Source organism: Ponticoccus sp. (in: a-proteobacteria) (assembly GCF_048381735.1).
The window spans coordinates 36,747-58,428 of the sequence record NZ_JBLXGL010000001.1; the positions used below are offsets into that span (position 1 = coordinate 36,747).

At 66.9% G+C, this 21,682-nt stretch carries 18 protein-coding genes; 4 read left to right on the forward strand and 14 right to left on the reverse strand.

The genetic code is table 11. The features are described from left to right. Positions 1–52: 52 nt before the first annotated feature. Positions 53–1,108 (reverse strand): multiple monosaccharide ABC transporter substrate-binding protein, encoded by a 1,056-nt coding sequence (gene chvE, locus ACN5KJ_RS00170; RefSeq protein WP_418591435.1) that lies wholly within the window; start codon positions 1,106–1,108, stop codon positions 53–55. A 158-nt stretch (positions 1,109–1,266) separates the two neighbouring features. Between chvE and ACN5KJ_RS00175 the strand changes: the two genes are divergently transcribed. Beyond that, positions 1,267–2,187: a LysR family transcriptional regulator gene (locus ACN5KJ_RS00175; protein WP_347167057.1), complete on the forward strand. Its 921-nt coding sequence runs from the start codon at positions 1,267–1,269 to the stop codon at positions 2,185–2,187. A 244-nt stretch (positions 2,188–2,431) separates the two neighbouring features. On the opposite strand, the gene ACN5KJ_RS00180 is transcribed toward ACN5KJ_RS00175, so the two are convergent. The 12 genes from ACN5KJ_RS00180 to ACN5KJ_RS00235 form a co-directional block, all read right to left on the reverse strand. Continuing rightward, positions 2,432–4,318 carry a bifunctional sugar phosphate isomerase/epimerase/4-hydroxyphenylpyruvate dioxygenase family protein gene (locus ACN5KJ_RS00180; RefSeq protein WP_418591437.1) on the reverse strand — a complete coding sequence of 629 codons (1,887 nt, stop codon included), beginning with the start codon at positions 4,316–4,318 and terminating at the stop codon, positions 2,432–2,434. Positions 4,319–4,454: 136 nt separating this feature from the next. After that, the gene (locus ACN5KJ_RS00185; RefSeq protein ID WP_418591439.1) at positions 4,455–5,069 is read right to left on the reverse strand and encodes a PqiC family protein; all 615 of its coding nucleotides are present in this window, start codon (positions 5,067–5,069) and stop codon (positions 4,455–4,457) included. A 1-nt stretch (position 5,070) separates the two neighbouring features. Further along, positions 5,071–6,891, reverse strand: a complete 1,821-nt coding sequence (locus tag ACN5KJ_RS00190) for an intermembrane transport protein PqiB (RefSeq protein WP_347167060.1) — start codon at positions 6,889–6,891, stop codon at positions 5,071–5,073. Continuing rightward, positions 6,888–7,523, reverse strand: coding sequence for a paraquat-inducible protein A (locus ACN5KJ_RS00195; RefSeq protein ID WP_418592211.1), 636 nt, complete (start codon positions 7,521–7,523; stop codon positions 6,888–6,890). The genes ACN5KJ_RS00190 and ACN5KJ_RS00195 overlap by 4 nt, the downstream gene beginning before the upstream one ends. Beyond that, positions 7,496–8,131: a paraquat-inducible protein A gene (locus tag ACN5KJ_RS00200; protein WP_347167061.1), complete on the reverse strand. Its 636-nt coding sequence runs from the start codon at positions 8,129–8,131 to the stop codon at positions 7,496–7,498. Before ACN5KJ_RS00200 ends, ACN5KJ_RS00195 begins: the two co-directional genes overlap by 28 nt. Before the next feature lie 312 nt (positions 8,132–8,443). Beyond that, the gene (locus ACN5KJ_RS00205) at positions 8,444–9,589 is read right to left on the reverse strand and encodes an iron-containing alcohol dehydrogenase (protein ID WP_347167062.1); all 1,146 of its coding nucleotides are present in this window, start codon (positions 9,587–9,589) and stop codon (positions 8,444–8,446) included. A 258-nt stretch (positions 9,590–9,847) separates the two neighbouring features. Continuing rightward, entirely contained in the window at positions 9,848–11,233 is a 1,386-nt protein-coding gene (locus ACN5KJ_RS00210; RefSeq protein WP_418591442.1) for an aldehyde dehydrogenase family protein, read from the reverse strand. 22 nt (positions 11,234–11,255) lie between these two features. Next, positions 11,256–12,617: a glutamine synthetase family protein gene (locus ACN5KJ_RS00215; protein WP_418591444.1), complete on the reverse strand. Its 1,362-nt coding sequence runs from the start codon at positions 12,615–12,617 to the stop codon at positions 11,256–11,258. A 64-nt stretch (positions 12,618–12,681) separates the two neighbouring features. Beyond that, complete coding sequence (locus tag ACN5KJ_RS00220) at positions 12,682–13,719, reverse strand: TRAP transporter substrate-binding protein (protein ID WP_418591446.1); 1,038 nt, start codon at positions 13,717–13,719, stop codon at positions 12,682–12,684. A gap of 57 nt (positions 13,720–13,776) precedes the next feature. Continuing rightward, positions 13,777–15,099: a TRAP transporter large permease gene (locus tag ACN5KJ_RS00225; protein WP_347168025.1), complete on the reverse strand. Its 1,323-nt coding sequence runs from the start codon at positions 15,097–15,099 to the stop codon at positions 13,777–13,779. Then, a complete protein-coding gene (locus ACN5KJ_RS00230) occupies positions 15,099–15,695 on the reverse strand; it encodes a TRAP transporter small permease subunit (RefSeq protein WP_418591448.1) in 597 nt (198 codons plus the stop codon). Before ACN5KJ_RS00230 ends, ACN5KJ_RS00225 begins: the two co-directional genes overlap by 1 nt. After that, entirely contained in the window at positions 15,688–16,431 is a 744-nt protein-coding gene (locus tag ACN5KJ_RS00235) for an N-formylglutamate amidohydrolase (protein WP_418592212.1), read from the reverse strand. The genes ACN5KJ_RS00230 and ACN5KJ_RS00235 overlap by 8 nt, the downstream gene beginning before the upstream one ends. 131 nt (positions 16,432–16,562) lie before the next feature. Here ACN5KJ_RS00235 and ACN5KJ_RS00240 point away from each other — a divergent pair, with 131 nt between their 5' ends. The 3 genes from ACN5KJ_RS00240 to ACN5KJ_RS00250 all read left to right on the forward strand — a co-directional run bounded on the left by ACN5KJ_RS00240 (position 16,563) and on the right by ACN5KJ_RS00250 (position 21,157). Then, on the forward strand, positions 16,563–17,432 hold the full coding sequence (locus ACN5KJ_RS00240) for a MurR/RpiR family transcriptional regulator (RefSeq protein ID WP_347167065.1): 870 nt from the start codon (positions 16,563–16,565) through the stop codon (positions 17,430–17,432). Positions 17,433–17,800: 368 nt separating this feature from the next. Continuing rightward, entirely contained in the window at positions 17,801–19,705 is a 1,905-nt protein-coding gene (locus ACN5KJ_RS00245; RefSeq protein ID WP_418591450.1) for a hypothetical protein, read from the forward strand. A gap of 336 nt (positions 19,706–20,041) precedes the next feature. Continuing rightward, entirely contained in the window at positions 20,042–21,157 is a 1,116-nt protein-coding gene (locus ACN5KJ_RS00250) for a hypothetical protein (protein WP_418591452.1), read from the forward strand. 193 nt (positions 21,158–21,350) lie between these two features. Here the strand turns inward: ACN5KJ_RS00250 and ACN5KJ_RS00255 are convergent, their stop codons facing one another. Further along, the gene (locus tag ACN5KJ_RS00255; protein ID WP_347167068.1) at positions 21,351–21,644 is read right to left on the reverse strand and encodes a DUF2218 domain-containing protein; all 294 of its coding nucleotides are present in this window, start codon (positions 21,642–21,644) and stop codon (positions 21,351–21,353) included. Positions 21,645–21,682: the final 38 nt, after the last annotated feature.

Genomic DNA, 21,682 nt, shown 5'->3' on the forward strand with positions numbered 1-21,682 from the left:
TGGGAAAAGCCGCCCGGACACCGGCCCGGACGGCGCTTGGCCAAAGGGCCGGTTACTGGATCTGGTCGGCCGTGTAGTAGCCCGAGCCGATCAGCATTTCCTCATAGTTGGAGGCATCCACCGGATGCGGCACCAGCAGGTAGGAGGGCACGACCTTGACGCCGTTGTCATAGGTCTCGGTGTCGTTGATCTCGGGTTCGCCGCCTTCCAGCAGCGCCTCGACCATGCCCACGGTGACCTTGGCCAGTTCGCGGGTGTCCTTGAAGACGGTCGAATACTGCTCGCCCGCGAGGATCGACTTGACCGAGGGCACCTCGGCGTCCTGACCCGAGACAATCGGCATGGCCATGTCGCCCGAGCCGTAGCCCACGCCCTTGAGCGAGGAGAGGATGCCGATGGACAGGCCGTCGTAGGGCGACAGCACGCCATGCACGCGGGCGTCGGTGTAATGCGCGGACAGAAGGTTATCCATGCGCGCCTGCGCCACCGCGCCGTCCCAGCGCAGGGTGCCGACCGTGTCCATGCCCATCTGGCCGGACACGACGTTGACCTTGCCCTCGTCGATCATCGGTTGCAGCACCGACATCGCGCCATCGTAGAAGAAATAGGCGTTGTTGTCGTCGGGCGAACCGCCGAACAGCTCGACGTTCCACGGCGAGACATCGGGGAAGCGCTGTTCCAGACCCTCGACCAGCGAGGTGGCCTGAAGCACGCCGACCTGGAAGTTGTCGAAGGTGGCGTAGTAGCTGACGTGTTCGCTGTCGCGGATCAGGCGGTCGTAGGCGATGACCGGGATCTCGGCGTAATAGGCGTTCTCCAGCGCGTTCGACAGGGTGGTGCCGTCGATGGCGGCAATCACCAGCGCGTCGACGCCATTGGTGATCATGTTCTCGATCTGCGCCAGCTGGTTGGGGATGTCGTCCTCGGCATATTGCAGGATGGTCTCGTAACCGGCGTCCTGGAACTGCTTGACCATGGACTCGCCGTCGGAAATCCAGCGGGCCGAGGATTTGGTCGGCATGGCGATGCCGATAAGCCCGTCCGCCATGGCGCCGGTCGCAAGCGTGAGGGCCGCGACGGACGCGGCCAGAAGGGTCTTGAGCTTCATGTCTTCCTCCACTGGTGGGGGCGTCCGTTGTCCTCCACGACGCGTCCCGAATGTGGGCCCGGTGCGGCCCTGCCCGAACAGGTAACACGGGGCTGACATGCCTCTCAAATCGGATTAGGCATAAGATGCATACCGATTTCGTCATGTCTGGAAATGTCATGTCCCTGCTGCGCCGCCTGAAGCCCCAGCACCTGCACCTGATGAACCTGATCGCCGAGCGGCGGCAGTTGCAGGTCGCCGCCGAGGCCATGGGCCTGTCGCAGCCCGCTGCCTCGCGCGCGCTGGCGGAAATGGAGCGGGAGCTGGGCGGCGCGCTGTTCTACCGCCACCCGCGCGGGATGGAGGCAACGGAACTGGGCGCCGCCTGCCTGCGCCATGCCCGCGCGATCCTGTCGGGCTTCGAAAGCCTCGAAACCGAGGTCACCGAGCTTCAGCGCGGCACCGCCGGAGAGGTCCGCGTTGGCACCGTCACCGGTCCGGCGGTGGGTTGCGTGGTGCCCGCCGTGCAGGCGGTGAAGGCCGAGACCCCGGGCATCCGGGTGACGGTGGACGTGGGGCCCTCGGCGCAGCTGGTGCGGGGGTTGCAGGAGGGGACGATGGACTTCATCGTCGCGCGCCTGCCGCCGGGGGTCGAGGGGGCCGACTTCGAGCTATACCCGGCACGCAACGAGGTGGCGGAGCTGATGGTCCGCCGGTCGCACCCGCTGGCGGGGCAGGGGGCGGTGGCGCTGGCCGACACGCTGCCCTTCGAATGGGTCATCCAGGAACGGGGCTCGCCGATCCGGGTGGCGGTCGAGGGCGCCTTCCGGGGGCAGGGCCTGCCGGTGCCGCCCCGGGTCACGAACAGCTCTTCGCTGCTGGTGGCGCTGGCGATGCTGGCGGGGGACACCAGCGTGATCACCTCGCTGTCGGCGGAGGCGGCAAGCCTTCTGGCGGCGGGCCCGCTGGCGGCGGATCTGGTGACCCTGCCGCTGGTCGAGCCGATCCTCGTCACGCCCTATTTCGTGATCAGCCACCGCTACCGCCAGCACAGCCGCGCCGCCGGGCGGCTGATGCAGGAGACGCTGGCGCGCCTGTGACGCGCCGGGCCGTGGCCCCTGCATGGGGGAACGGCGGAAGCGGCTTGCGAATGCCACCTTCTTGCCGTGCAGATCGGTCGCGGACAGGGCGGGCGGTGATCCGCGCCTTGAGGCCCCCGGGAAGAACAGCCCTGACCTCGGGCAGGCCGTGGCGGCGCGGGTTTTCGAGCCGTCGGTCAGCGGGGCATCCTCTGGGCGCCTGGCGGGCGGGACGCGCGCTGGGTGGCCCCGCCGGGGCGCTTCGTCAGAGGGCGGGCACACCCTTGGTGCGGCGCAACCGCTTTTGCGCGGCGATGCGGAAGGGCGCGTTCGGGGCGCCGTATCCGCCGTATCCCGCGCGCCGCTCGACGATCTCGAAGAAGAACCCGCCCGCGAAGGTCGGCGTGTAGCACTGGAAGAAGGCGCCGCTGGCATCCTCGTCGTAAAGGACATTGGCGGCCTGCATCTTCTCCAGCAGCCCCTCGGGAAAGTCGAAGCGCGCGGCGAGATCGTCGAAGTAGTTCTGCGGGATCGGCAGGGGGCTGAAGCCCCTCGCGCGCAGCAGGTCGAGCGTTGCGAAGATATCGTCGGTGGCCAGCGCGATATGCTGCACCGGCGCGCCGAAGCTTTCCTCGAGAAAGGCGCCGGCGAGGGTACGGTAGGTATCCGCGCCGTTCAGCGTGACCCGCAGCGCCCCGTCCGGTGCCTCGACCACCTGGCTGCGCACCAGCCCGTCCGGGTCGATCACATCGACCATGGGGCTTTTACGCATGTCCAGCAGGGTGGTGTAGAACAGCGTCCAGCTGAGCATCTCGTCATAGGTCATCGTCTGGGCGATGTGATCGACGCGTTGCAGCCCGGCGCCCGGGACGGCGCCCCCCGCTCCGGTGAACTCCTGTTCCCAGACGCCGCCAAGCGTGGCGCTGGAATCCATGAAGTGCAGGACCGAACCGGACAGGCCGCGAACCGCCGGGATCGGCACCTCGCCGGGTCCGTTCGGCTGGCTGAAGGGCTGGGAGCCAAGGCGGGCCGCCCGCTCGGCCACCTCGGCGGCACTGTCGACCAGAAGGCCAAGGTCGCAGACCGAGGTGCCGCGCAGGTTGAAGGCCCGCGCCGCGTGGCCCTCTTCCTCGGCATTGACGACGATGCGGATCTCGCCCTGTTGCCAGAGGGTCACCGCCTTGTTGCGGTGCTGGCCGACGACCTCGAAGCCAAGGCCGGACAGCAGGGCGCGCAGCTCTTCCGCCTCCTCCCCGCGCGAGGCGAACTCGATGAAGGACACTCCCCGGGGCGCGACCCGCGCGGGCATCGGCGCAAGGTCGACCTTGGCCTCGGGTTCGGCCCGGCGCACGTCGTCCATCAGCGCCACGATCGACCGATAGCCGTCGCGGGCCAGCGTCTTCGTCGGGCCGCCGCGGAACTGGTCGTTGAAGATCTCCAGGCTGATCGGCCCGGTGTAGCCCGCCGCCATGACCGCCCGCATGAAGCCCTGCACGTCCAGATCGCCCTCGCCGGGCATGTTGCGGAAGTGCCGCGACCAGTACAGCAGGTCCATGTCGATCTTCGGCGCGTCGGCAAGCTGGACGAAGAAGATGCGGTCGCCGGGAATGCGGCGGATGGTATCGGGGTCGATGCCGCGCGACAGGGTGTGGAAGCTGTCCAGGATCAGACCCACGGCAGGGTGGTCGGCGCGGCGCACCACCTCCCAGGCGTCGCGGTGGTCGTTGATGTGGCGGCCCCAGGCCAGCGCCTCGAAGCCCACGCGCAGCCCGCGTCTGGCGGCGCGCTCTCCCAGTTCGGCGAAGTCGTCGGCGGCGCGGTCGATGCCGCCCAGGCTTTGGGGATGGCAGGAAGAGCAGACCAGCACGAGGTCGGTGCCCAGTTCCTGCATCAGGTCGAACTTGCGCTCGGCCCGGTCGAAGGCCTTGGCGCGCAGCCCGCCGGGCAGCCCCTCGAAATCGCGGAACGGCTGGAACAGCGGGATCTCCAGCCCGTGGTCGCGGATCATCCGCCCGACCTCGCGCGGGCCGGCCTCATCGGCGATGAAATCCTGTTCGAAGATCTCGATGCCGTCGAATCCCGCCGCGGCGATGGCCTCGAGCTTCTCGCGCAGGTTGCCAGAGATCGAAACGGTGGCGATGGCGGTTTTCATGGGTGTCGTCCTGAAAGGCGGAATGTGGGGCCAGCATAGGCGGGTGGCGCCGCAAAGGCCAACCGCTGCGGGGGCGCCAAAGTCTTCGACGAAGACTTTGGCCGCGGGCGGGGTCTTCGTCGAAGACCCCGTGGGCTCAGCGCGCCATGTCGCGGGCGATGGCCTCGGCGAGGCTTTTCAGCGCGGCGGCCTGCGCGGTGGCGATGGCGCCGGGGCCGGGGCCGGTCAGCGGGATCTGCAGATCGAAGTTCCGCGCCTTGTCAGAGAGCGGCGCGGGCCGTTCGATCGGATCCTTGTCGGGATCGTCCGGCACGATCGGGTCGGGCGTCTCGGAGCCCAGGAAATACTGGCCTGACATGCGGAAGCTGCGCTGCCGCGTGGCGATGAAGGTCTCGACCCGGATATCCAGAACGCCGATGGCGGGCTGCGGCAGCGGCCAGGGGTCGGGCGCCACCTTGGCCGAGGTCATGGTGTTCAGGTGCCGGGTGATCGCCAGCGTTGTGGCGCGCTCGGGCTCGTCCGCCCAGAGCCCCTTGTTCATCATCTGCACCGACCCGTCCTCGGCCTGGAAGGCGATGGCCTCGTCCGCCGCGTAGCTGGGCAGCGAAACGGTGCGCACCACCATGGTCGGCACCCGGGCGCGTACGCGCAGGTCCGAGGCCGGGGTCTCGACGAGGTACTGCGGCCCGGAGGTTCCGCAGGCGGCCAGTGTAAGGGCGACCATCCCGGCCACCAGAGTTTTCATACGCATGTCACCGTCCCAGGAGCAGAGAGTTGGGGTTGCGTTGCAGGGTCCGGGCGAGGGTGCGCATGGCATCCGCCGCCTGGCTGATATCCCGCAGCGTCGACAGCGCCCCGGTGATCAGCCGCGAGCCGTCTCCGTAGGCGTCGATCACCGTTTCGGCCCGTCCGACGAGGCCGCTCACACGGGCGGTGATCTTGGGCAGTTCCAGCGCCGCGCTTTCGACGGCGTCGGCGGCGTCTGCCGCCGAGGTCAGCGCCTGGTTGAGCTTTTCGCTGGCGCCGCCCTCGCGCAGGTCGCGCACGATCAGCGTGGCCTCGCCCAGGGTTCCGCGCGCTTCGGCGACGGTGGTCTGCAACTCGTTCAGCGTCTTCCTGAGGTCGGGCGAAAGCGTGCGCAGCTCGGCCAGCGTGGCGTTGACCTCTGCCGGGATCTGCCGCGTGTCGTCCGAGGCGACCAGGGTATTGGCGTTTTCCACCAGCCCCTGGATTGCCGCCATGAGTTCCTCGACCGGCAGGTTGTTGATGCGCTCGAAGACGCCCTCGGCGGTGGCGTTCAGGTCGGACATCTCGGCGGTGATGGTCGGCAGGCGCGGCAGCGAGTCGCCGTCAGAGGCCAGCACCGCGGGCTCTGCGTCGGGCACCTCGACAAGGTTCACCACGAGGTCGCTGGACAGGATGCTCGCGGTCGACAGCTGCGCCCGCAGGCCCTGCGCGACCATGTCGCTGAGGAAATCCATGCTTTCGGCGGCATTCGTGTCGCTGTCCAGTCCCAGCCGCCCGGGCCGCAACGACAGGGTCGCCTGCATGTAGACCACGCGGCGGTTGCCCTCGGTTTCGGCCACCATGCCGACCGAGCTGACCTCGCCCACCGGCGCGCCGCGGAACCGCACCAGCGCGCCCTCGCTCAGCCCCGCCACCGAGCCGTCGAAGGTGGCCAGCACCCGCAGCCGTGCCGAGCCCGGATCCTCCAGCAGGCTGACGCGCGCCTCTTCGGCATCGGCGTAAAGCGTGTAGCTCTGGCCCGCGCGCGCCATCTCTCCGCCCGCCACCAGCGTGTCGAAGGCGATGCCGCCCTGCAGCAGCGAGGCGACCGAGGTGAAGTCGAGCGACACGCCGCCCGCGCCGACAGAGACCGAGATGCCCGAGATATCCCAGAAGCGCGAATTGCGGGTCAGGATCTGGTTGTAGGGCGCCTCGACGAAGCCGCGGATCACCACGCCGTCGCCGCGCCGGGTCAGTTCGGGGGCCTCGACGGCGCCGACCTTGATCCCCTTGTAGAGGATCGGGGCGCCGGCAACGATCGAGTTTCCCTCCTTGGCCCGCAGCACGATGGCCGTGCCGGGCCGGGTCCCGTCGGCCAGCGGCTCGCGCTCCAGCCCCTCGAATTCCGTCAGAGCTTCGCCGGCCTCGGAATCCCAGCGGCCTTCGATGTAGACGCCGGACAGCACGGTGTTCAGCCCGCTGATGCCCTGCGTCGTGACTTCGGGCCGGACGACCCAGAATTTCGCGTCCGCATCGAGGTAGGGCGCCACGTTCCGGGCCACCCGGACGCCGACCACGACCCGCGAGAGATCGCTGGAAAAGGCCACGTCCTCGACCATGCCCACGGTGACGTCGCGGTACTTGAGCTCGGTTTTCGCCGCGACCACGCCGGAGGCGCTTTCAAAGGCGATCTCGACCAGCACCCCGCGTGCGGCATAGCTTTGGTAGGCGATGCCCAGCGACACGGCCAGCGCGAGCACCGGCACCAGCCAGACGAAGGACAGCCCCGAAAGCCGGCGCCTGCGGACGGGTGTGACATGGGGCTCTGCTGGGGTGGGTGCGCTCAAGGGTGCTCTTCTTTCTCGTCTTCGTCCCAGATCAGCCGCGGGTCCAGGGCCTGGGCCGACAGCATCGTGAAGGCAACCGAAAGGGCAAAGCTGACCGCGGCGATACCGGGGTTAATGATAGCGACGGACCCAAGCTGGACAAGGGCCGACAGGATGGCCACGACGAAGACGTCGATCATCGACCAGCGGCCGATGAACTCGACCACCTCGTAAAGGCGGTGCCGCTGGTGCTTGTTCAGCAGGGTCGAGGGCGTCAGGTCCAGCGCCAGGTAACCGATGGCGATGAACTTGCCAACGGGGATCAGGACCGAGGCGATGAAGACGATGGCCGCCACCGCGTAAGAGCCGTGTTGCACAAGCTCGATGGCGCCGCCGACGATGGTGCTTTCCGACTGGTCCAGCAGGGTGGAGGTGCGCAGCATCGGGTAGATGTTGGCGGGGATGTAGACCACGACGCCCGCCACCAGCCAGGCCCAGACCGCCTGCATGGACTTGCGCCCAGCGGGGTTCAGCGGCGCGCCGCAGCGCGTGCAGGCCTCTTCCGAGGGGCGGTGGACCCGGCCACAGCGCGTGCAGGCGACAAGGCCCGCCTGCCGCGCCGTGATCAGCTCGGCTGTTCCAGCGTTTTCCATATCGTGTACCGGCACATGGCGTTGTCCTGAAGGACGGTGACAAGGACGAGGATGGCAAAGGCCCAGAAGGCTGGGCCAAGGCTGACGGTGGCGAGGCCCGCGACCTTCACCAATGCGACGGCGACCCCGATGATGAAGATTTCGGCCATCGACCAGGGCCGCAGGCGCTCGGACAGGCGGAAGGCCCGCGTGGCGCCGGCGAAGGGCGGGCGCCCGGCCACCAGCGGCCCGATGGTGTAGATGATCGCGAACAGCCGCGCGGTGGGGATCAGCACGATCAGCAGCGCCACCGCGAAGGACAGGGGTACCATCAGCCCGGTCGAGAAGGCCAGCACCGCATCCAGCACCGAGGCGCGGTTGTGCAGGCCCGCGGCATCCAGTTCGATGAAGGGAAAGAAGACCGCGCCGACCATCAGGATGACCGAGGTGATGGCCAGCGCCAGCACGCGGGCAAAGGCGCCCTCGCGCGGGGCGGCCAGCACATGGCCGCAGCGGCGGCAGCGGGCGACATGGCCCACCGGCACCTGTGGCTCTGCGTGCAGCGTGTCGCAGACCGGGCAGGCCAGCATCGGCCCCTCGGCAAGCGGCGCCTGCGGGTGGTCACTCATCGCTCTTTCCCCCTTGGATCGCGGCGCGCGGGCAGGCTGCCGCGTATCCCTGTGGCGGGAATCATAGGGAGCAGAGGGCCATTGTCCACAGCCCGCGGGGGCGTGGAGGCAATCACCCTTGCGTGTGCGACTCCGCAGACGCAGCAAGGCAGACCCGATCGCGCGGGCGGGTGCCGCCTGAGAAGGCGGCAAGCCGGACCGGGCCACGATCCGGGCCCGGCGCCGCTGCGGGAAAGGTCGTCCCGGCCCTTTCTCTGGTCCTCAAAATACCGCGGGGGGCGAGCGCAGCGAGCGGGGGCAGAGCCCCCTCCGTCAGAGCGCGGCGCGGAACAGGCCCTCGAGGTTCTCCGCCGTCAGCGCCACCGGGTTGCCGCCGCAGGACGGATCCTTCAGCGCGCCCGCCACCAGCGCCGGGATGGCGTCCTCGGTCACGCCCATGTCCGACAGGCGGCGCGGGATGCCCAGCGTGTCGTTCAGCCCCTGCACGAAGGTCTGGAAGCCCGCGAAGCCGCCCGAGATGCCAAGATAGCCCGCCGCCATGTCGAAGCGGTCCTTGATGGCCTCGGCGTTCATGGCCAGCACGGCGGGCATGCAGACCGCGTTGGTGGTGCCGTGGTGGGTGTTGAAATGCGCGCCGATGGGGTGGCTCATGGCGTGGATCGCGCCCAGGCCCTTCTGGAAGGCGGTGGCACCCATCATCGCCGCCGACATCATCTGCGCGCGCGCCTCGATATCGGTGCCGTCGGCGTAGGCGCGGGGCAGGTAGTCTTTGACCAGCCGCATCCCCTCCAGCGCGATGCCCTGGCTCATGGGGTGGTAATGCGGGCTGCTGAACGCCTCGACGCAATGCGCGAAGGCGTCGAGCCCGGTGCCCGCGGTGATCGGCTTCGGCATGCCCACGGTCAGCTCGGGGTCGCAGATCACCACGGCGGGCAGCACCTTGGGGTGGAAGATGATCTTCTTCTCATGCGTCTCGGAATTGGTGATGACGCTGGCGCGCCCCACCTCGGAGCCGGTCCCGGCGGTGGTCGGCACCGCCACGATGGGCGCGATGACAGAGGCATCGGCGCGGGTCCACCAGTCGCCGATATCCTCGAAGTCCCAGACCGGGCGCGTCTGGCCCGCCATGAAGGCGACCATCTTGCCCAGATCCAGCCCCGAGCCGCCGCCGAAGGCGATCACCCCGTCGTGGCCGCCGTCCCGATAGGCGGCGACACCGGCGGCAAGGTTGATCTCGTTCGGGTTCGGATCGACGTCGGCGAAAAGCGCGCGGCCCAGCCCGGCGGCTTCGAGGATGTCCAGCGTCGCATCGGTGATCGGCAGATCGGCCAGCCCCTTGTCGGTGACCAGCAGGGGGCGCGTCATGCCAGCCTGCGCGCAGGCGGCGGGCAGTTCCGCGATGCGGCCTGCGCCGAACTTGATGGCGGTGGGGTAGGACCAGTTTCCGGTGAGGCTCATGTCGGGGCTCTTTGTCTGTGTTGGGCGCCGGACCCGTCGCGGGGGCGGCCTGTCTGGTGGAGGGTGTGACCCGCCCGGCGAAGGGGCGGGGGCTTGTCGGTCTGGCTGCCCGGCCCTGAAGGGGAGGGGCCGGGTGCCGTCTTGCGCGCGTGGCGGGCCCCCGGTCGGGGAACAGGCCCTTGGCGCTGGTGGGCCGCGCCGGTTGTGCGGCGCGGCCCGCGTGTTCGCACCCGGCCCCGTGCGGGCCGGGCCGGTCCGTCAGGCGCGGGTCACGCGCTTCAGGTGGTAGGACTTGGGCCGGGTCAGGTTGTGGAAGCCGATCACCGACAGGCCGCCGCCGCGCCCGGTCTGCTTGCAGCCGGTCCAGCACAGGCCCGGGTCGAGGTAGTCGGCGCGGTTCAGGAAGACGGTGCCGGTCTCGATCCGGTCACCCACCGCCTGCGCGCGTTCCACATCCGCCGTCCAGAGCGAGGCGGTCAGGCCGAAGGCGCTGTCGTTCATCAGCGCGATGGCCTCTTCGTCGTCGCGGACCTTCATGATGCCCACGACCGGGCCGAAGCTTTCGTCGCGCATGACGCGCATGTCGTGGGTCACGCCGGTCAGGATCTGCGGCGTCAGATAGGCGCCGCCGTCGTCCCCGGGCATGGTCTCGATATGGGCGGTGGCGCCCATCTCGACGGCCTCGGCGATCTGGGCGCGGACCTCCTGCGCGAAGCGTACATGCGCCATGGGGCCGATGGTGGTCTCGGGGTCCAGCGGGTTGCCCAGCCTGTAGCCGCGCACCACCGCCAGCGCCTTTTCGAGGAAGGCGTCGTAGAGCGACTCGTGCACGTAGATCCGTTCGATCCCGCAGCAGCACTGGCCCGAGTTGAACATCGCCCCGTCGATCAGCGTGTCGACGGCGGCATCCAGATCGGCGTCCTCCATGACGTAGCCCGGGTCCTTGCCGCCAAGCTCCAGCCCGGTGCCGGTGAAGGTGCCCGCCGCTGCGCGCTCGATGGCGCGGCCACCGCCGACCGAGCCGGTGAAGTTCACGAAGTCGAAGGCATTGCCCGCGATCAGCGCCGAGGTGGTGTCATGGTCGAGGAAGACGTTCTGGAAGACATCCTCGGGCACGCCCGCCTGATGGAAGGCCCGCGCCATGCGCTCGCCCACCAGCAGCGTCTGCGTGGCGTGCTTCAGCATGACGGTATTGCCCGCGATCAGGGCGGGGGCGACCGTGTTGATCGCCGTCATGTAGGGGTAGTTCCAGGGCGCCACGACAAAGACCAGACCCAGCGGCACGCGCTTGATGTAGCGGGTAAAGGTCTGATCCTCGCCGACCTCGATGGGGGCGAGCGCTTCGGCGGCGATCCCCGCCATGTAAGAGGCCCGCTCGTTGAAACCGCCGAATTCGCCGCCGAAGCGGACCGGGCGGCCCATCATATGCGCCAGTTCCGGCACGATCTCGTCGTTCATCGCGCCGACGGCGGCGACACCGGCCATCACGAGGTCGATACGTTCCTGCAACGGACGCGCGGCCCATGCCGCCTGCGCCGCCTTGCCGCGCGCGGCGGCGGCCTGCGCCGCGTCCAGCGTCAGGACCGGGCGCTCGGCATAGGTGCTGCCGTCGATGGGAGAGATGTTCTTCAGGGTCTTGCTCATGTGTTCCTCACTGGGCCTTTGGTCAGGCCATCTCGAAGCCGCGCGCGATCTCGTAGTCGGTCACGACGCGGTTGAAGTCCTCGATTTCCACCTCTGCCGCGCGGGCGTAGTGGATCACCACGTCCTCGCCGAAGGCCTCGCGCAGCAGGTCCGAGGCCAGCAGCGCGGCCCGTGCGGCGGGCAGGGTGGTCGGCAATTCTGGCGCCTCGCCCGCATAGGCGTCGCCGGTGAAGGCCGGTTGCAGGTCCAGCCCGTCCTCGATGCCCTTCAGCCCCGCCGCCAGCAGGGCGGCCATGGCGGTATAGGGGTTCAGGTCCGACCCGCCGACGCGGCATTCGATGCGCACAGCCTTGGTGCCGTCGCCGCACAGCCGGAAGCCCGCGGTGCGGTTGTCGACCGACCAGATGATCCGCGTCGGCGCGAAGGTGCCCGCCACGAAGCGCTTGTAGCTGTTGATGTAGGGGGCGAGGAAAATCATGATGTCGGGGGCGTATTTCAGCAGGCCCGCGGTGTAGCTCTTCATCAGGTCCGACATGCCAAGCGCGTCGTCCTTGTCGTAGAAGGCCGGGTCGGACCCTTTCCACAAAGACATGTGCACGTGGCTGGAGGAGCCCACCTTGTCGTGGTGCCATTTCGCCAGGAAGCTGGCGGCATGGCCCTGCTGCTGGGCGATCTCTTTCACCGCGTGCTTGGCGATGGTGTGGTACTCGGCGGTGTCCAGCGCCGGGGCATACTTGATGTTCAGCTCTTCCTGCCCGGTCTCGGCCTCGCCCTTCGAGTTCTCGATCGGCAGCCCGGCGGCATAGAGGTGATTGCGGACCGGGCGCATCACATGCTCTTCCCGGCTGGTCATCATGATGTTGTAGTCCTGATTGTAGCCGATCAGCGTGTCGAGATCGCGGAAGCCGCCCTTGCGGATCTCGTCGAAGCTGCGCTCGAAGAGGAAGAATTCCAGCTCGGTCGCCATCAGCGGGGTCAGGCCCATGGCCTCGGCCCGTTTCACCTGCTTCTTCAGCATGGCGCGGGGGCTGTGCGGCACCTCTTCGTGGGTATGGTGGTCCAGAAGGTCGCAAAGCACCATGACCGTCGCGGGCAGCCAGGGCATCGGGCGGATCGTCGACAGGTCCGGCTTCATCACGTAATCGCCGTAGCCCTGCTCCCACGAGGTCGAGGCATAGCCCTCGGGCGTCGACATCACGAGGTCGGTGGCCATCAGGTAGTTGCAGCAGTGGGTTTCCTCCCACGCGCTGTTGACGAAATGCGCCGCGTGAAAGCGCTTGCCCATCAGGCGGCCCTGCATGTCCACCATGCAGACCAGCACCGTGTCGATGGCGCCGGTTGAAACCTGTTGTTTCAGGTCGTCGAAGGTCAGGGGGCCGGGCATGTCTGGCAGTCCTTTCAATAGAGTGGCCCCGGCACCCATGCGCCGGGGCCGGGGCTTGGATGCGTCAGGTGTAGCGGTAGGGACGACCGGCCTTGGCCATGTCGGCGTTGTACTGCTTGAAGATCTGGACGACCTTTGCCTTGGTCTCGGACTCGGCGGCGATCTCGTCCCAGAAGGTCTGGGCCGCTTTCTCGACCTGATCCCATTCGGCATCGGGGATCGAGGTCAGCTTCAGCTTGTCGCCGTTCACGCGAAGCGAGGCTTCGCCGCCCCAGTACCACCACTGGCGGTAGTAATGCGACTGCTCCATGCAGGTGGTCAGCAGCAGTTGCAGGTCCTCGGGCAGTTCGTCCCAACGGCCCTGGTTGGCGAAGAAATGCCCGATCCACGCGCCCGAAATATTGTTGGTCAGGAAGTAGTTGGTCACGTCCGCCCAACCCACGGTGTAGTCCTCGGTGATGCCCGACCAGGCAATGCCGTCAAGCTCGCCGGTCTGCACCGCGACCTCGATGTCTTCCCACGGCAGGGTGACGGGCACGACCCCGAACTGGCTCAGGAAGCGGCCCGCGGTCGGGAAGGTGAAGATGCGCTTGCCCTGAAGGTCGGCAAGGCTGTTGATCGGGTCCTTGGTGGCGAAATGGCAGGGATCCCAGCTGCCCGCGCTGATGTGCTTGACGCCGACCTTGGCGTATTCCTCGCCCCAGATCTCGTTCAGGCCGTACTGGTTGAACAGCACCGGCACGTCCAGCGAGTAGCGCGAGGCGAAGGGGAAGTAGCCGCCGAAGACCGTCACCTCGGTCGGCGAGGCCATCGAGTCGTCGTCCGACTGCACCGCGTCGATGGTGCCGCGCTGCATGGCGCGGAACAGCTCGCCCGTGGGAACAAGCTGGTCGGCGTAGAACAGCTCGATCTGCATCCGGTCGCCGGCGATCTTGTTGAAAGTGTCGATGGCGGGCTTCACCACATGTTCGGCCAGTGCGGCACCGGCATAGGTCTGCATCCGCCAGGTGATGGTGGATTGCGCCAGCGCGGGCGCGGCGAGGGGGGCAGCCGCCGCGCCGACGGCGGCGGTGGTCAGGAACTTTCTGCGGGATGTGGTCATCTTCAACGTCTCCAGGTTGCTAGGGTTTGCGGCCCCGTTGTCGGGGCTCATTATGGTTCAGTTTCCGTATACCAGCCCCGGCAGCCACAGGGCGATCTGCGGGAACACCATGATCAGGGCCAGTGCCAGCACCATGACCAGCGCGAAGGGGATGATCGAGCGGTAGATGTCCATAAGGCCGATTTCCGGCGGCGCCATGGCGCGCATTAGGAAGAGGTTGTAGCCGAAAGGCGGCGTCATGTAGGCGATCTGCGTCGTGATCGTGTAGAGCACCCCGTACCAGATCAGGTCGAAGCCAAGCGCCCCCACCAGCGGCACATAGAGCGGCGCCACGATCACCAGCATCGCGGTGTCGTCGAGGAAGGTGCCCATGACGATGAACGACAGCTGCATCAGGATCAGGATCATCCAGGGGGACAGGCCCAGCTTCTCGGTGAACAGCGACTCGATGGCGCCGACCGCGCCCAGCCCGTCGAAGATCGCGCCGAACCCGAGCGCGGCGAGGATGATCCACATGAACATGCAGGAGATGGCGAGGGTCTGGCGCACCGAGGTCTCGAAGACGGCGCGGGTCATGCGACCCTTCAGCACGGCGGCGAGGAAGGCCGCCATGGCGCCGATGGCCGAGCTTTCGACGAGGCTGGTCCAGCCCTTGACGAAGGGCACCATCATGACCGCGAAGATCGCCAGCGGCAGGATGCCCGCCCGCAGAAGACGCAGCTTTTCGGCGCGGCTGACGTTGCGCTCTTCCTCGGGCAGGGGCGGGCCCAGCTCGGGCTGCAGGCGGCAGCGCACATAGATGTAGATCACGAACATCGTGGCCATCATCAGCCCGGGCACCACGCCCGCCAGCCACAGCTGCCCCACCGGCTGCCGCGCGATCATCGCATAAAGCACCAGCACGACGGAGGGCGGCACGAGGATGCCAAGACTGGACCCGGCCTGGATCACCCCCGTCACCATGATCTTGTCGTAGCCCCGCCGCAGCAGTTCCGGCAGGGCGATGGTGGCGCCGATGGCCATGCCCGCCACGGAAAGCCCGTTCATGGCCGAGATCAGCACCATCAAGCCGATGGTGCCGATGGCAAGGCCGCCGCGCACCGGCCCCATCCAGACGTGGAACATCTTGTACAGATCGTCGGCGATCTTCGATTCCGACAGCACGTAGCCCATGAAAATGAACATCGGCAGCGTCAGAAGCGGATACCACTTCATCAGCTTCATGGCGGCGGCGAAGGGCACGTCGACGCCCCCGGTGCCCCAGAGCAGAAGCCCCGCCAGCGCGCCGACAAAGCCGATGGCGCCGAAGACCCGCTGCCCGGTCATCAGCATCAGCATCATGCCCGAGAACATGACGATTGCGATCAGTTCCTGACTCATCAGATCTCTTCCCCGCGGATGCGGCCGATGTCACGGATCAGCTCCGCAAGGCATTGTAAAAGCATCAGGAAAACCCCGAATGCGAGGATCAGCTTGACCGGCCACATCACCGGGCGCCAGGCGGTCGAGGAGCGTTCGAGAAAGCCCAGTTTCTCGCCCGCCGCGTCAAAGCCGCCGGTGAAGAGCGCGCCGAAGAACTCGATGAAATACTCCAGCGGCTGCATCCCGAAGTAGCCCATGGAATAGGCCAGCGATCCCAGCGCGCCGTAAAGAAGCACACCGAGGTAGAACATCAGGAAGAAGACGGTGAAGGCATCCATCCAGGCCTTCTGGCGGATCGTCCAGTTGCCGTAGAACAGGTCCATCCGCACGTTCGACCCCAGCTGGATCGAGTAGGGCCCGCCAAGGACGTAATAGGCGACCATGACGAATTGCGCCGTCTCCAGCGTCCAGAGCGAGGGCAGGAAGGCGGCCTTGGACACGCTCGACCAGAGCAGCACGCCGATCAGCACGAAGATGCCGTACATGGCGATGCGCCCGATAAAGCGGTTCATGGCGTCGACGCCGTGGACAAAGCCGGTCGCAAGCCTAGGCATCGGCCACCTCCGCAAGCGCGGGCGTCAGCATGGCCAGCAGGTCCATGGCCATGGTCTGCACATCCTTCGAGGTGGTCAGCAGGTCGTTGCGGGCCTCGATCATCACGTTGGGCAGCCCCTTGCCGTGAAGTTGCAGGGAATGGGTCACGCCATCCTCGGGGCCATAGGGGCGGTTGAGGTGCACCACGCGGCCCTGCGGCGCCCGTGCCAGCATGGCCTCGGCCAGCCGCGCGTCGCTGTCGTGCAAGAGGCCGATCTCTGTCTCGCGCGGGGTGCCGTGCCAAAGCGGGGTGAAGCTGTGCACCGTCACCAGCGCCCTGGGCGCGCGGCCAAGCTGCGCCTCTACGGCGGCCAGGAAGGGGGCATAGACCGATTCGACCCGTTCTGCCCGGGCTTCGGGCGTCAGCCCGACATTGCCCGGCACCTCGACCACCTCGGAGCGTTCGGGCATGGCAGAGGGCGAAGAGGGCGGCCGGTTGCAGTCGTAGACCAGCCGCGACACGGCCCCCGCCACCAGCGGCGCGTTCAGGGCAGAGGACAGCACCTGCGCCAGCGCCAGCGCGCCCGGGTCCCATGCCGCATGGCTGTCGCGCCACTCGGCGCGCAGGCCAAGGCCGCCGTAGCGCGCCGGGATATGCGCCGAGGCATGTTCGCACAGCAAAAGCACGCCGCCCCTGCCGCAGCCGTTGATCACGCGGACCGGCCCTGTGCGGTCGTCGTCATCGCCTTCGAACATCGTCATTCCCCCGTTTCTGAAAAAAAGTCTCCACAACTGTCACGGTTGTGTCAATATCTCTTCATCGGTCGGTCGGGGATTCCCGGGCAGAGGCCGTCAACCGCCCAGGAACCAGCCACGGGGGAGCCCACTTGAGCCAGCAGGCCGCGACCGTCCGCGAACGCATCCGCGCGCAGTACACCGCGCTGACCCAGTCAGAGCGCAAGGTCGCCAATGCCCTGCTGGAGGATTATCCTGCCGCCGGTCTGGCCAGCATCACCGTGGTCGCTGCCGGGGCCGGGGTGTCGACTCCCACCATCGCGCGCATGGTGCAGAAGCTGGGCTTCAAGGGTTTTCCGCAGTTCCACCAGGCCCTGCGGGAAGAGTTGCAGGCCCGGGCCTCGGGCCCGACCGAGCGCCGCGCCGTCTGGGCGACAGAAGCGCCGGACGGCCACCCGCTGAACACCTTCGCCAAGGCGGTGACGCAGAACATCCAGACGACCTTTGCCAATATCGGCTCTGGTGGCTTCGACGCCGCCGCGGCGCTGCTGTCGGACCCCTCGCACGGGTTGTACATTGTCGGCGGGCGGATCACCCATGCGCTGGCGGATTACGCCTTCACCCATCTTCAGGCGGTGCGGCCCGGGGTCACACATCTGACCTCGTCCTCGGCCACATGGCCGCATTACCTGGTGGACATGAAGGCGGGCGATGTGCTGCTGGTCTTCGACATCCGCCGCTACGAGGCGAACCTGCTGCGGCTGGCGGAACTGGCGACGCAGCGCGGCGTGCGGGTGGTGCTGATCACCGACCAGTGGTCCAGCCCGGTGGCCGAGATCGCGACGCAAAGCTTCAATTGCTGGGTCGAGATCCCCTCGGCCTGGGATTCCAATGTCTCGACCATGATGGTGCTGGAGGCGCTGATCGCCGCCGCGCAGGAAACCGTCTGGCCCGAGGCCCGGGACCGCTTCGAGGCGCTGGACGCGCTGTTCGAACAGACGCGGCTGTTCCGCAAGCCCTGAGCGGCGGCGGGGCCTGTCGGGCCGGTCCGCGGGCTGGCGGGGCTGCGCCGGGCGGTGTCGCCGGTGGCGGCGTCGGAGGGGGCTCTGCCCCCGGCCTGCGGCCTCCCCCGAGGGTATTTGGAAGACCAGAGAAGAGCGGGAGGCGGTCCCGGTCGGGGGCGGCGTCCATTGGCGGCGGTGACGGTGTCGAGAGGGTCGCGCCGGGGGCGTCGGCGTTGCACCGGGAGCCGCGCGGGGGCGGGCTTTATGCCCGTGTTGCCCGGCGCTTGCCGGGTCTGCGGTGCGGCGAATTGACCGGCAGGGCGCGCGGCCTATGATCGGCGGGCCGCTTGTGGGCGGCTTGGTGACCGGCGGGCAGAGGGGGCGGTATGAGCGATCCGGCGATTTACGGGACCGAAGAGCCGATGGCGGCGCTGCGGCGGGTGGCGGTCGGGCCGCTGTCCTTCCTGTGGGGGCAGGAGGCGCTGCGGCAGATCCGCTGGCACGGGGTCGAGGTGGTGCGGGCCCTGGCCTGGCCGATCCGCGACGAAAGCTGGGGCACCTGGCCCGTCACTGTCGAAGAAGAGCAGCTGGAAGAGGGCGCGGGCTTTGCCGGGCGGCTGCGTTTTACCGTCGCGGAGGGCGCGCTGCGCTGCCTTCTGGAGGTGCGCGCCGAGGCGGGCGGGAGGCTGACCGCGCGGCTGACCATGGATCCGGGCGCCACGCCCTTCCGCACCAACCGCGCGGGCTTTACCGTGCTGCATCCGATCCGGGGCGTCGCGGGCGCGGATCTGACGGTCACCCATTCCGACGGCACGCAGGAGCAGACCGGTTTTCCGGCGCTGATCTCGCCGGATCAGCCGGTTATGGATATTGCCGGGCTGCGGCACAGCCTGGCGGGTGTGGCGGTCGACATCGCCTTTGGCGGCGAGGTCTTCGAGATGGAGGACCAGCGCAACTGGTCCGATGCCTCTTTCAAGACCTATTGCGTGCCGCTGGTCCATCCCTTCGTCTACACGCTGGAGGCGCCGGTGACGCAGAGCGTGACGGTGACGCTGTCCGGTGCGGGCGCGGGCGGCGCTGCGGCAGGGGGCGGGCGCGTCGCGCTGGCCCGCACAGGCGCGTGGGCGCCGCAGATCGGGCTGGCGCTGGAGCCGGGCTGGGAGGCGCCGGAAAGCGCCCGGGACATCGCCATGAAGACCGGCGTCGGGTGCCTGCTGGTGCGTCTGGCGAGCGTGCCGGACCCGGCCTTTCTGGCGAACGCCGCCAGCATGGCCGCGCGGCTGCGCGCCGAGGTCGATGTGGAGATCGTGACCGGGCCGAGGCCCGAGGCCGGTATCGCAGGGGCCGTCGACGCGCTGGCCGATGCCGGGCTGGCCCCGCGACGGGTGCTGGCGCTGCCCGAAGGCTACCTTGGCAGCCACCAGCCCAGCGGGCCCTGGCCCGGGGGCGCGACCCCTGCGGAGCTGTTGCCGATGCTGCGCCGGGCCTTCCCCATGGCAGAGATCGGCGGCGGCGTGATGACCAATTTCACCGAGCTGAACCGCTGCCGTCCCGACATGGCGCAGGCCGACTACCTGACCCATGGCAATACCGCGATCGTGCATGCCGGGGACGACCTCTCGGTTCTCGAAACGCTGGAGTGCCTGCCGCAGATCTTCGAAAGCGCCGGGGCGCTGGCGGCGGGCAAGCCCTATCGGCTGGGCCTCGTGTCTATCGGGATGCGGTCCAACCCCTATGGCGCCGATGTGGCCGCCAACCCGGCGCAGCTGCGCCGCACCATGGGCCGCGCGGACCCGCGCCACCGTGGCCTCTTCGGCGCCGCCTGGGCGGTGGGGGTGCTGGCGGCGAGCGCGGGCAGCAGGGTGGCCTCGCTCTGCCTTGCCGCGCCCGCCGGTCCCTTTGGCGTGGCCGTCGCGGAACAGGAGTATCCGCAGGCGGGCTACGATGGGCGCGCGGCGCAGGTCTATCCGCTGTTCCACGTGGTGGCAGAGGCCGCCTCGCTGGCCGGGGCGCCCCGCCTGGGTGTGAGCGGCCTGCCGGAGGGCGTCGTGGGCTATGCCGCGGACCGGGACGGGCAGCGGATGATGCTGGCCAATCTCGGTGCTGATGCGGCCTGCGTGACCCTGCCCGCCGAGGCAGAGGTGGCGCTGATGGACGCGGGCGCCTTCGAGGCCGCCACGGAGGACGCCGACTGGCTGGCCGGGGCGCCGCGCGAGAGGCTGCGGGACGTGACGCTGCCGCCCTTCGCGGTGGCCTTCGCGCGGATTGCTGGGGGAGGGGCGGAGATGTGACGGCTCGCCGTTGAGGCGGGGCGGCAGGTTGGGAAGGGGGCCGAGGCACCGTTAGGGCGCAGAGGGTCTTTCAGGGGGCGAGGACGGGGCGCCCGTTTCACTGGGAGGCGCCAATGGCCGCAGCTAGCCCAAAGCTGAGATTGCAGTCCAGTGTCTCGTGCGTGAGGCGTTCGTTCTCTCCGTCCTGATTGAACAAACTCGCTTCGCGAAACATAGTAAAGTCGGCGAAAGCATGCTTTATAGTCGGAGGGTACATTTGATCCGATAATTTGTAATTTTAATGAGACAATGGACCCTTGTCTCAAGCATAAAATTCTAAACCTGAAAGGCAGTGGGATGGAGAAATCTGGCAGAGGTAAAGAAATTGATGCTGAACTGATTTCAATCCATAGTATCGATGTTACTGAAACCATCATTCTTACTGGCGGCCTTAAGGCAAGGTCTTGTGATGATGAGTGTGTTCAGATTTACCCATTTTGGAGAGATGGAGAGCCTATCTGGGGTGAGCATATCCCATGCGATAATTTCCTAAAGTTCCTTAAGGAGAGATCGGTCGATATTATAGGAATAAAGCAGGATACCAGAGCCGGTGATGGCAATCATTGGCGTTGGGCTCCAGCTAAAGCTTGCCATAACCCTCCTCATAACAACCCCAGCTATCGATGGAGGTTTTTATCTAGCGGAATATGTAGGTCTGTAAATTCAGGTGAGACCCTCAGCGTCATCGGTGCGAAGTCAAATGAGACCATTTCTGAAGTTGATGCAAAAAAACTTTCGGACTTAGCAAGGCACATTGCAATTGACCTGCATCATCTGAACCATGCAATCGCCATGATGGCGGAATACCTTCACATTGAACTTGTCAGTCAAGGACCACGAAGCCGTCGCTATTCGCACATCCGTAGCCTCGACCTATCAGCCTATGTGCATGGTTTCTTCCAAGTTTTTAGTGCGGCAAGAGATCACTATGCCCAGTTTCTCGCCATACAAATTGGCCAGAAGAAGGTCGAAGGGGAAAAGATTGACAGCATGTTTAACCTCCTAAATGCGTCTGAACCTTCTCAGCTAAGGCAACTAAAAATAATCAAACTCCTCGAGCAGAAGAACCTTCTTGAGGTTGGAAAGGGGAAACGTAGGCACACAGGGAGAAGTCGACTGGTTTATAAGTCAGATACATGGTTGAAATATTCGAACGACTTACGAAACCGCTTCACCCACGGATCTCCATATGGAACAATGGAGGGCGAGGATATGACGGAAATTCTCCAACCCGACGGTGACAGGGCAATGTTTCTCGCCAAAACCTTCCTTGATAAAGGTGAAGGGGAATTCACGCCCGATCTTCTAAGAACTATCAACAATTTATACCAAGGGGTTTGTGCTTTATTTCTCATAGCGTCTGAAGTCACCGGATATAAATATGATCCACTGTCAGTCAATTTAAAGAGCTAACACATCACACACATGGGCAAGGGAGCTCCCGGTTGTCTTTGCAAACTTCGCTTCCTCTGCCTCGCAGCCCTCCGCGTCTTTAGGAACACCCCCCGGCCCCTCTCGGCAGCGCAGGACGTGCCAGGACACAGGCGTCCCGGTCTCCGGCGGCAAGGCCCCGGCGGAGAGCCGGGCCGGGGCCGGGGCAAACCCCTCAGGCGGCGGGTTGCCAGTTCATTGTCGTGAAGTCCTCGCGGAAGGCGAAGCGGGCGAGGTGGTCGTCGATGATCGCCCGGGCGCGCGGCAGGCCCTCGGCGCTGTCCGCCTCGATCTCGATGGTCAGCCCCTCGGGATCGGCCCGCAGCTGCGCCGGACCCATGGGCAGGGCGGCGGTTCCCTGTTCGGCGTCATAGGTGACGGCGATCTTGTGGGCGAAGTGCTTGCAGAGCTGTTGCAGGTATTTCGATCCGTTCGGCGTCTCGAAGCGCCCGATTTCGTGATGTGCCATGGCTTCCCTTCCCGAGTGTTTTTGTCAGAATGGGGATT

What these genes read in the sequence shown, in the direction of transcription:
- ACN5KJ_RS00200 (WP_347167061.1), bottom strand. Translation starts at nt 8,131, where the DNA reads ATGAGTGACCACCCGCAGGCGCCGCTTGCCGAGGGGCCGATGCTGGCC.
- ACN5KJ_RS00195 (WP_418592211.1), bottom strand. Translation starts at nt 7,523, where the DNA reads ATGGAAAACGCTGGAACAGCCGAGCTGATCACGGCGCGGCAGGCGGGC.
- ACN5KJ_RS00205 (WP_347167062.1), bottom strand. Translation starts at nt 9,589, where the DNA reads ATGAGCCTCACCGGAAACTGGTCCTACCCCACCGCCATCAAGTTCGGC.
- ACN5KJ_RS00230 (WP_418591448.1), bottom strand. Translation starts at nt 15,695, where the DNA reads ATGCCTAGGCTTGCGACCGGCTTTGTCCACGGCGTCGACGCCATGAAC.
- ACN5KJ_RS00255 (WP_347167068.1), bottom strand. Translation starts at nt 21,644, where the DNA reads ATGGCACATCACGAAATCGGGCGCTTCGAGACGCCGAACGGATCGAAA.
- chvE (WP_418591435.1), bottom strand. Translation starts at nt 1,108, where the DNA reads ATGAAGCTCAAGACCCTTCTGGCCGCGTCCGTCGCGGCCCTCACGCTT.
- ACN5KJ_RS00215 (WP_418591444.1), bottom strand. Translation starts at nt 12,617, where the DNA reads ATGCCCGGCCCCCTGACCTTCGACGACCTGAAACAACAGGTTTCAACC.
- ACN5KJ_RS00245 (WP_418591450.1), top strand. Translation starts at nt 17,801, where the DNA reads ATGAGCGATCCGGCGATTTACGGGACCGAAGAGCCGATGGCGGCGCTG.
- ACN5KJ_RS00235 (WP_418592212.1), bottom strand. Translation starts at nt 16,431, where the DNA reads ATGTTCGAAGGCGATGACGACGACCGCACAGGGCCGGTCCGCGTGATC.
- ACN5KJ_RS00220 (WP_418591446.1), bottom strand. Translation starts at nt 13,719, where the DNA reads ATGACCACATCCCGCAGAAAGTTCCTGACCACCGCCGCCGTCGGCGCG.
- ACN5KJ_RS00250 (WP_418591452.1), top strand. Translation starts at nt 20,042, where the DNA reads ATGGAGAAATCTGGCAGAGGTAAAGAAATTGATGCTGAACTGATTTCA.
- ACN5KJ_RS00210 (WP_418591442.1), bottom strand. Translation starts at nt 11,233, where the DNA reads ATGAGCAAGACCCTGAAGAACATCTCTCCCATCGACGGCAGCACCTAT.
- ACN5KJ_RS00175 (WP_347167057.1), top strand. Translation starts at nt 1,267, where the DNA reads ATGTCCCTGCTGCGCCGCCTGAAGCCCCAGCACCTGCACCTGATGAAC.
- ACN5KJ_RS00225 (WP_347168025.1), bottom strand. Translation starts at nt 15,099, where the DNA reads ATGAGTCAGGAACTGATCGCAATCGTCATGTTCTCGGGCATGATGCTG.
- ACN5KJ_RS00185 (WP_418591439.1), bottom strand. Translation starts at nt 5,069, where the DNA reads ATGCGTATGAAAACTCTGGTGGCCGGGATGGTCGCCCTTACACTGGCC.
- ACN5KJ_RS00180 (WP_418591437.1), bottom strand. Translation starts at nt 4,318, where the DNA reads ATGAAAACCGCCATCGCCACCGTTTCGATCTCTGGCAACCTGCGCGAG.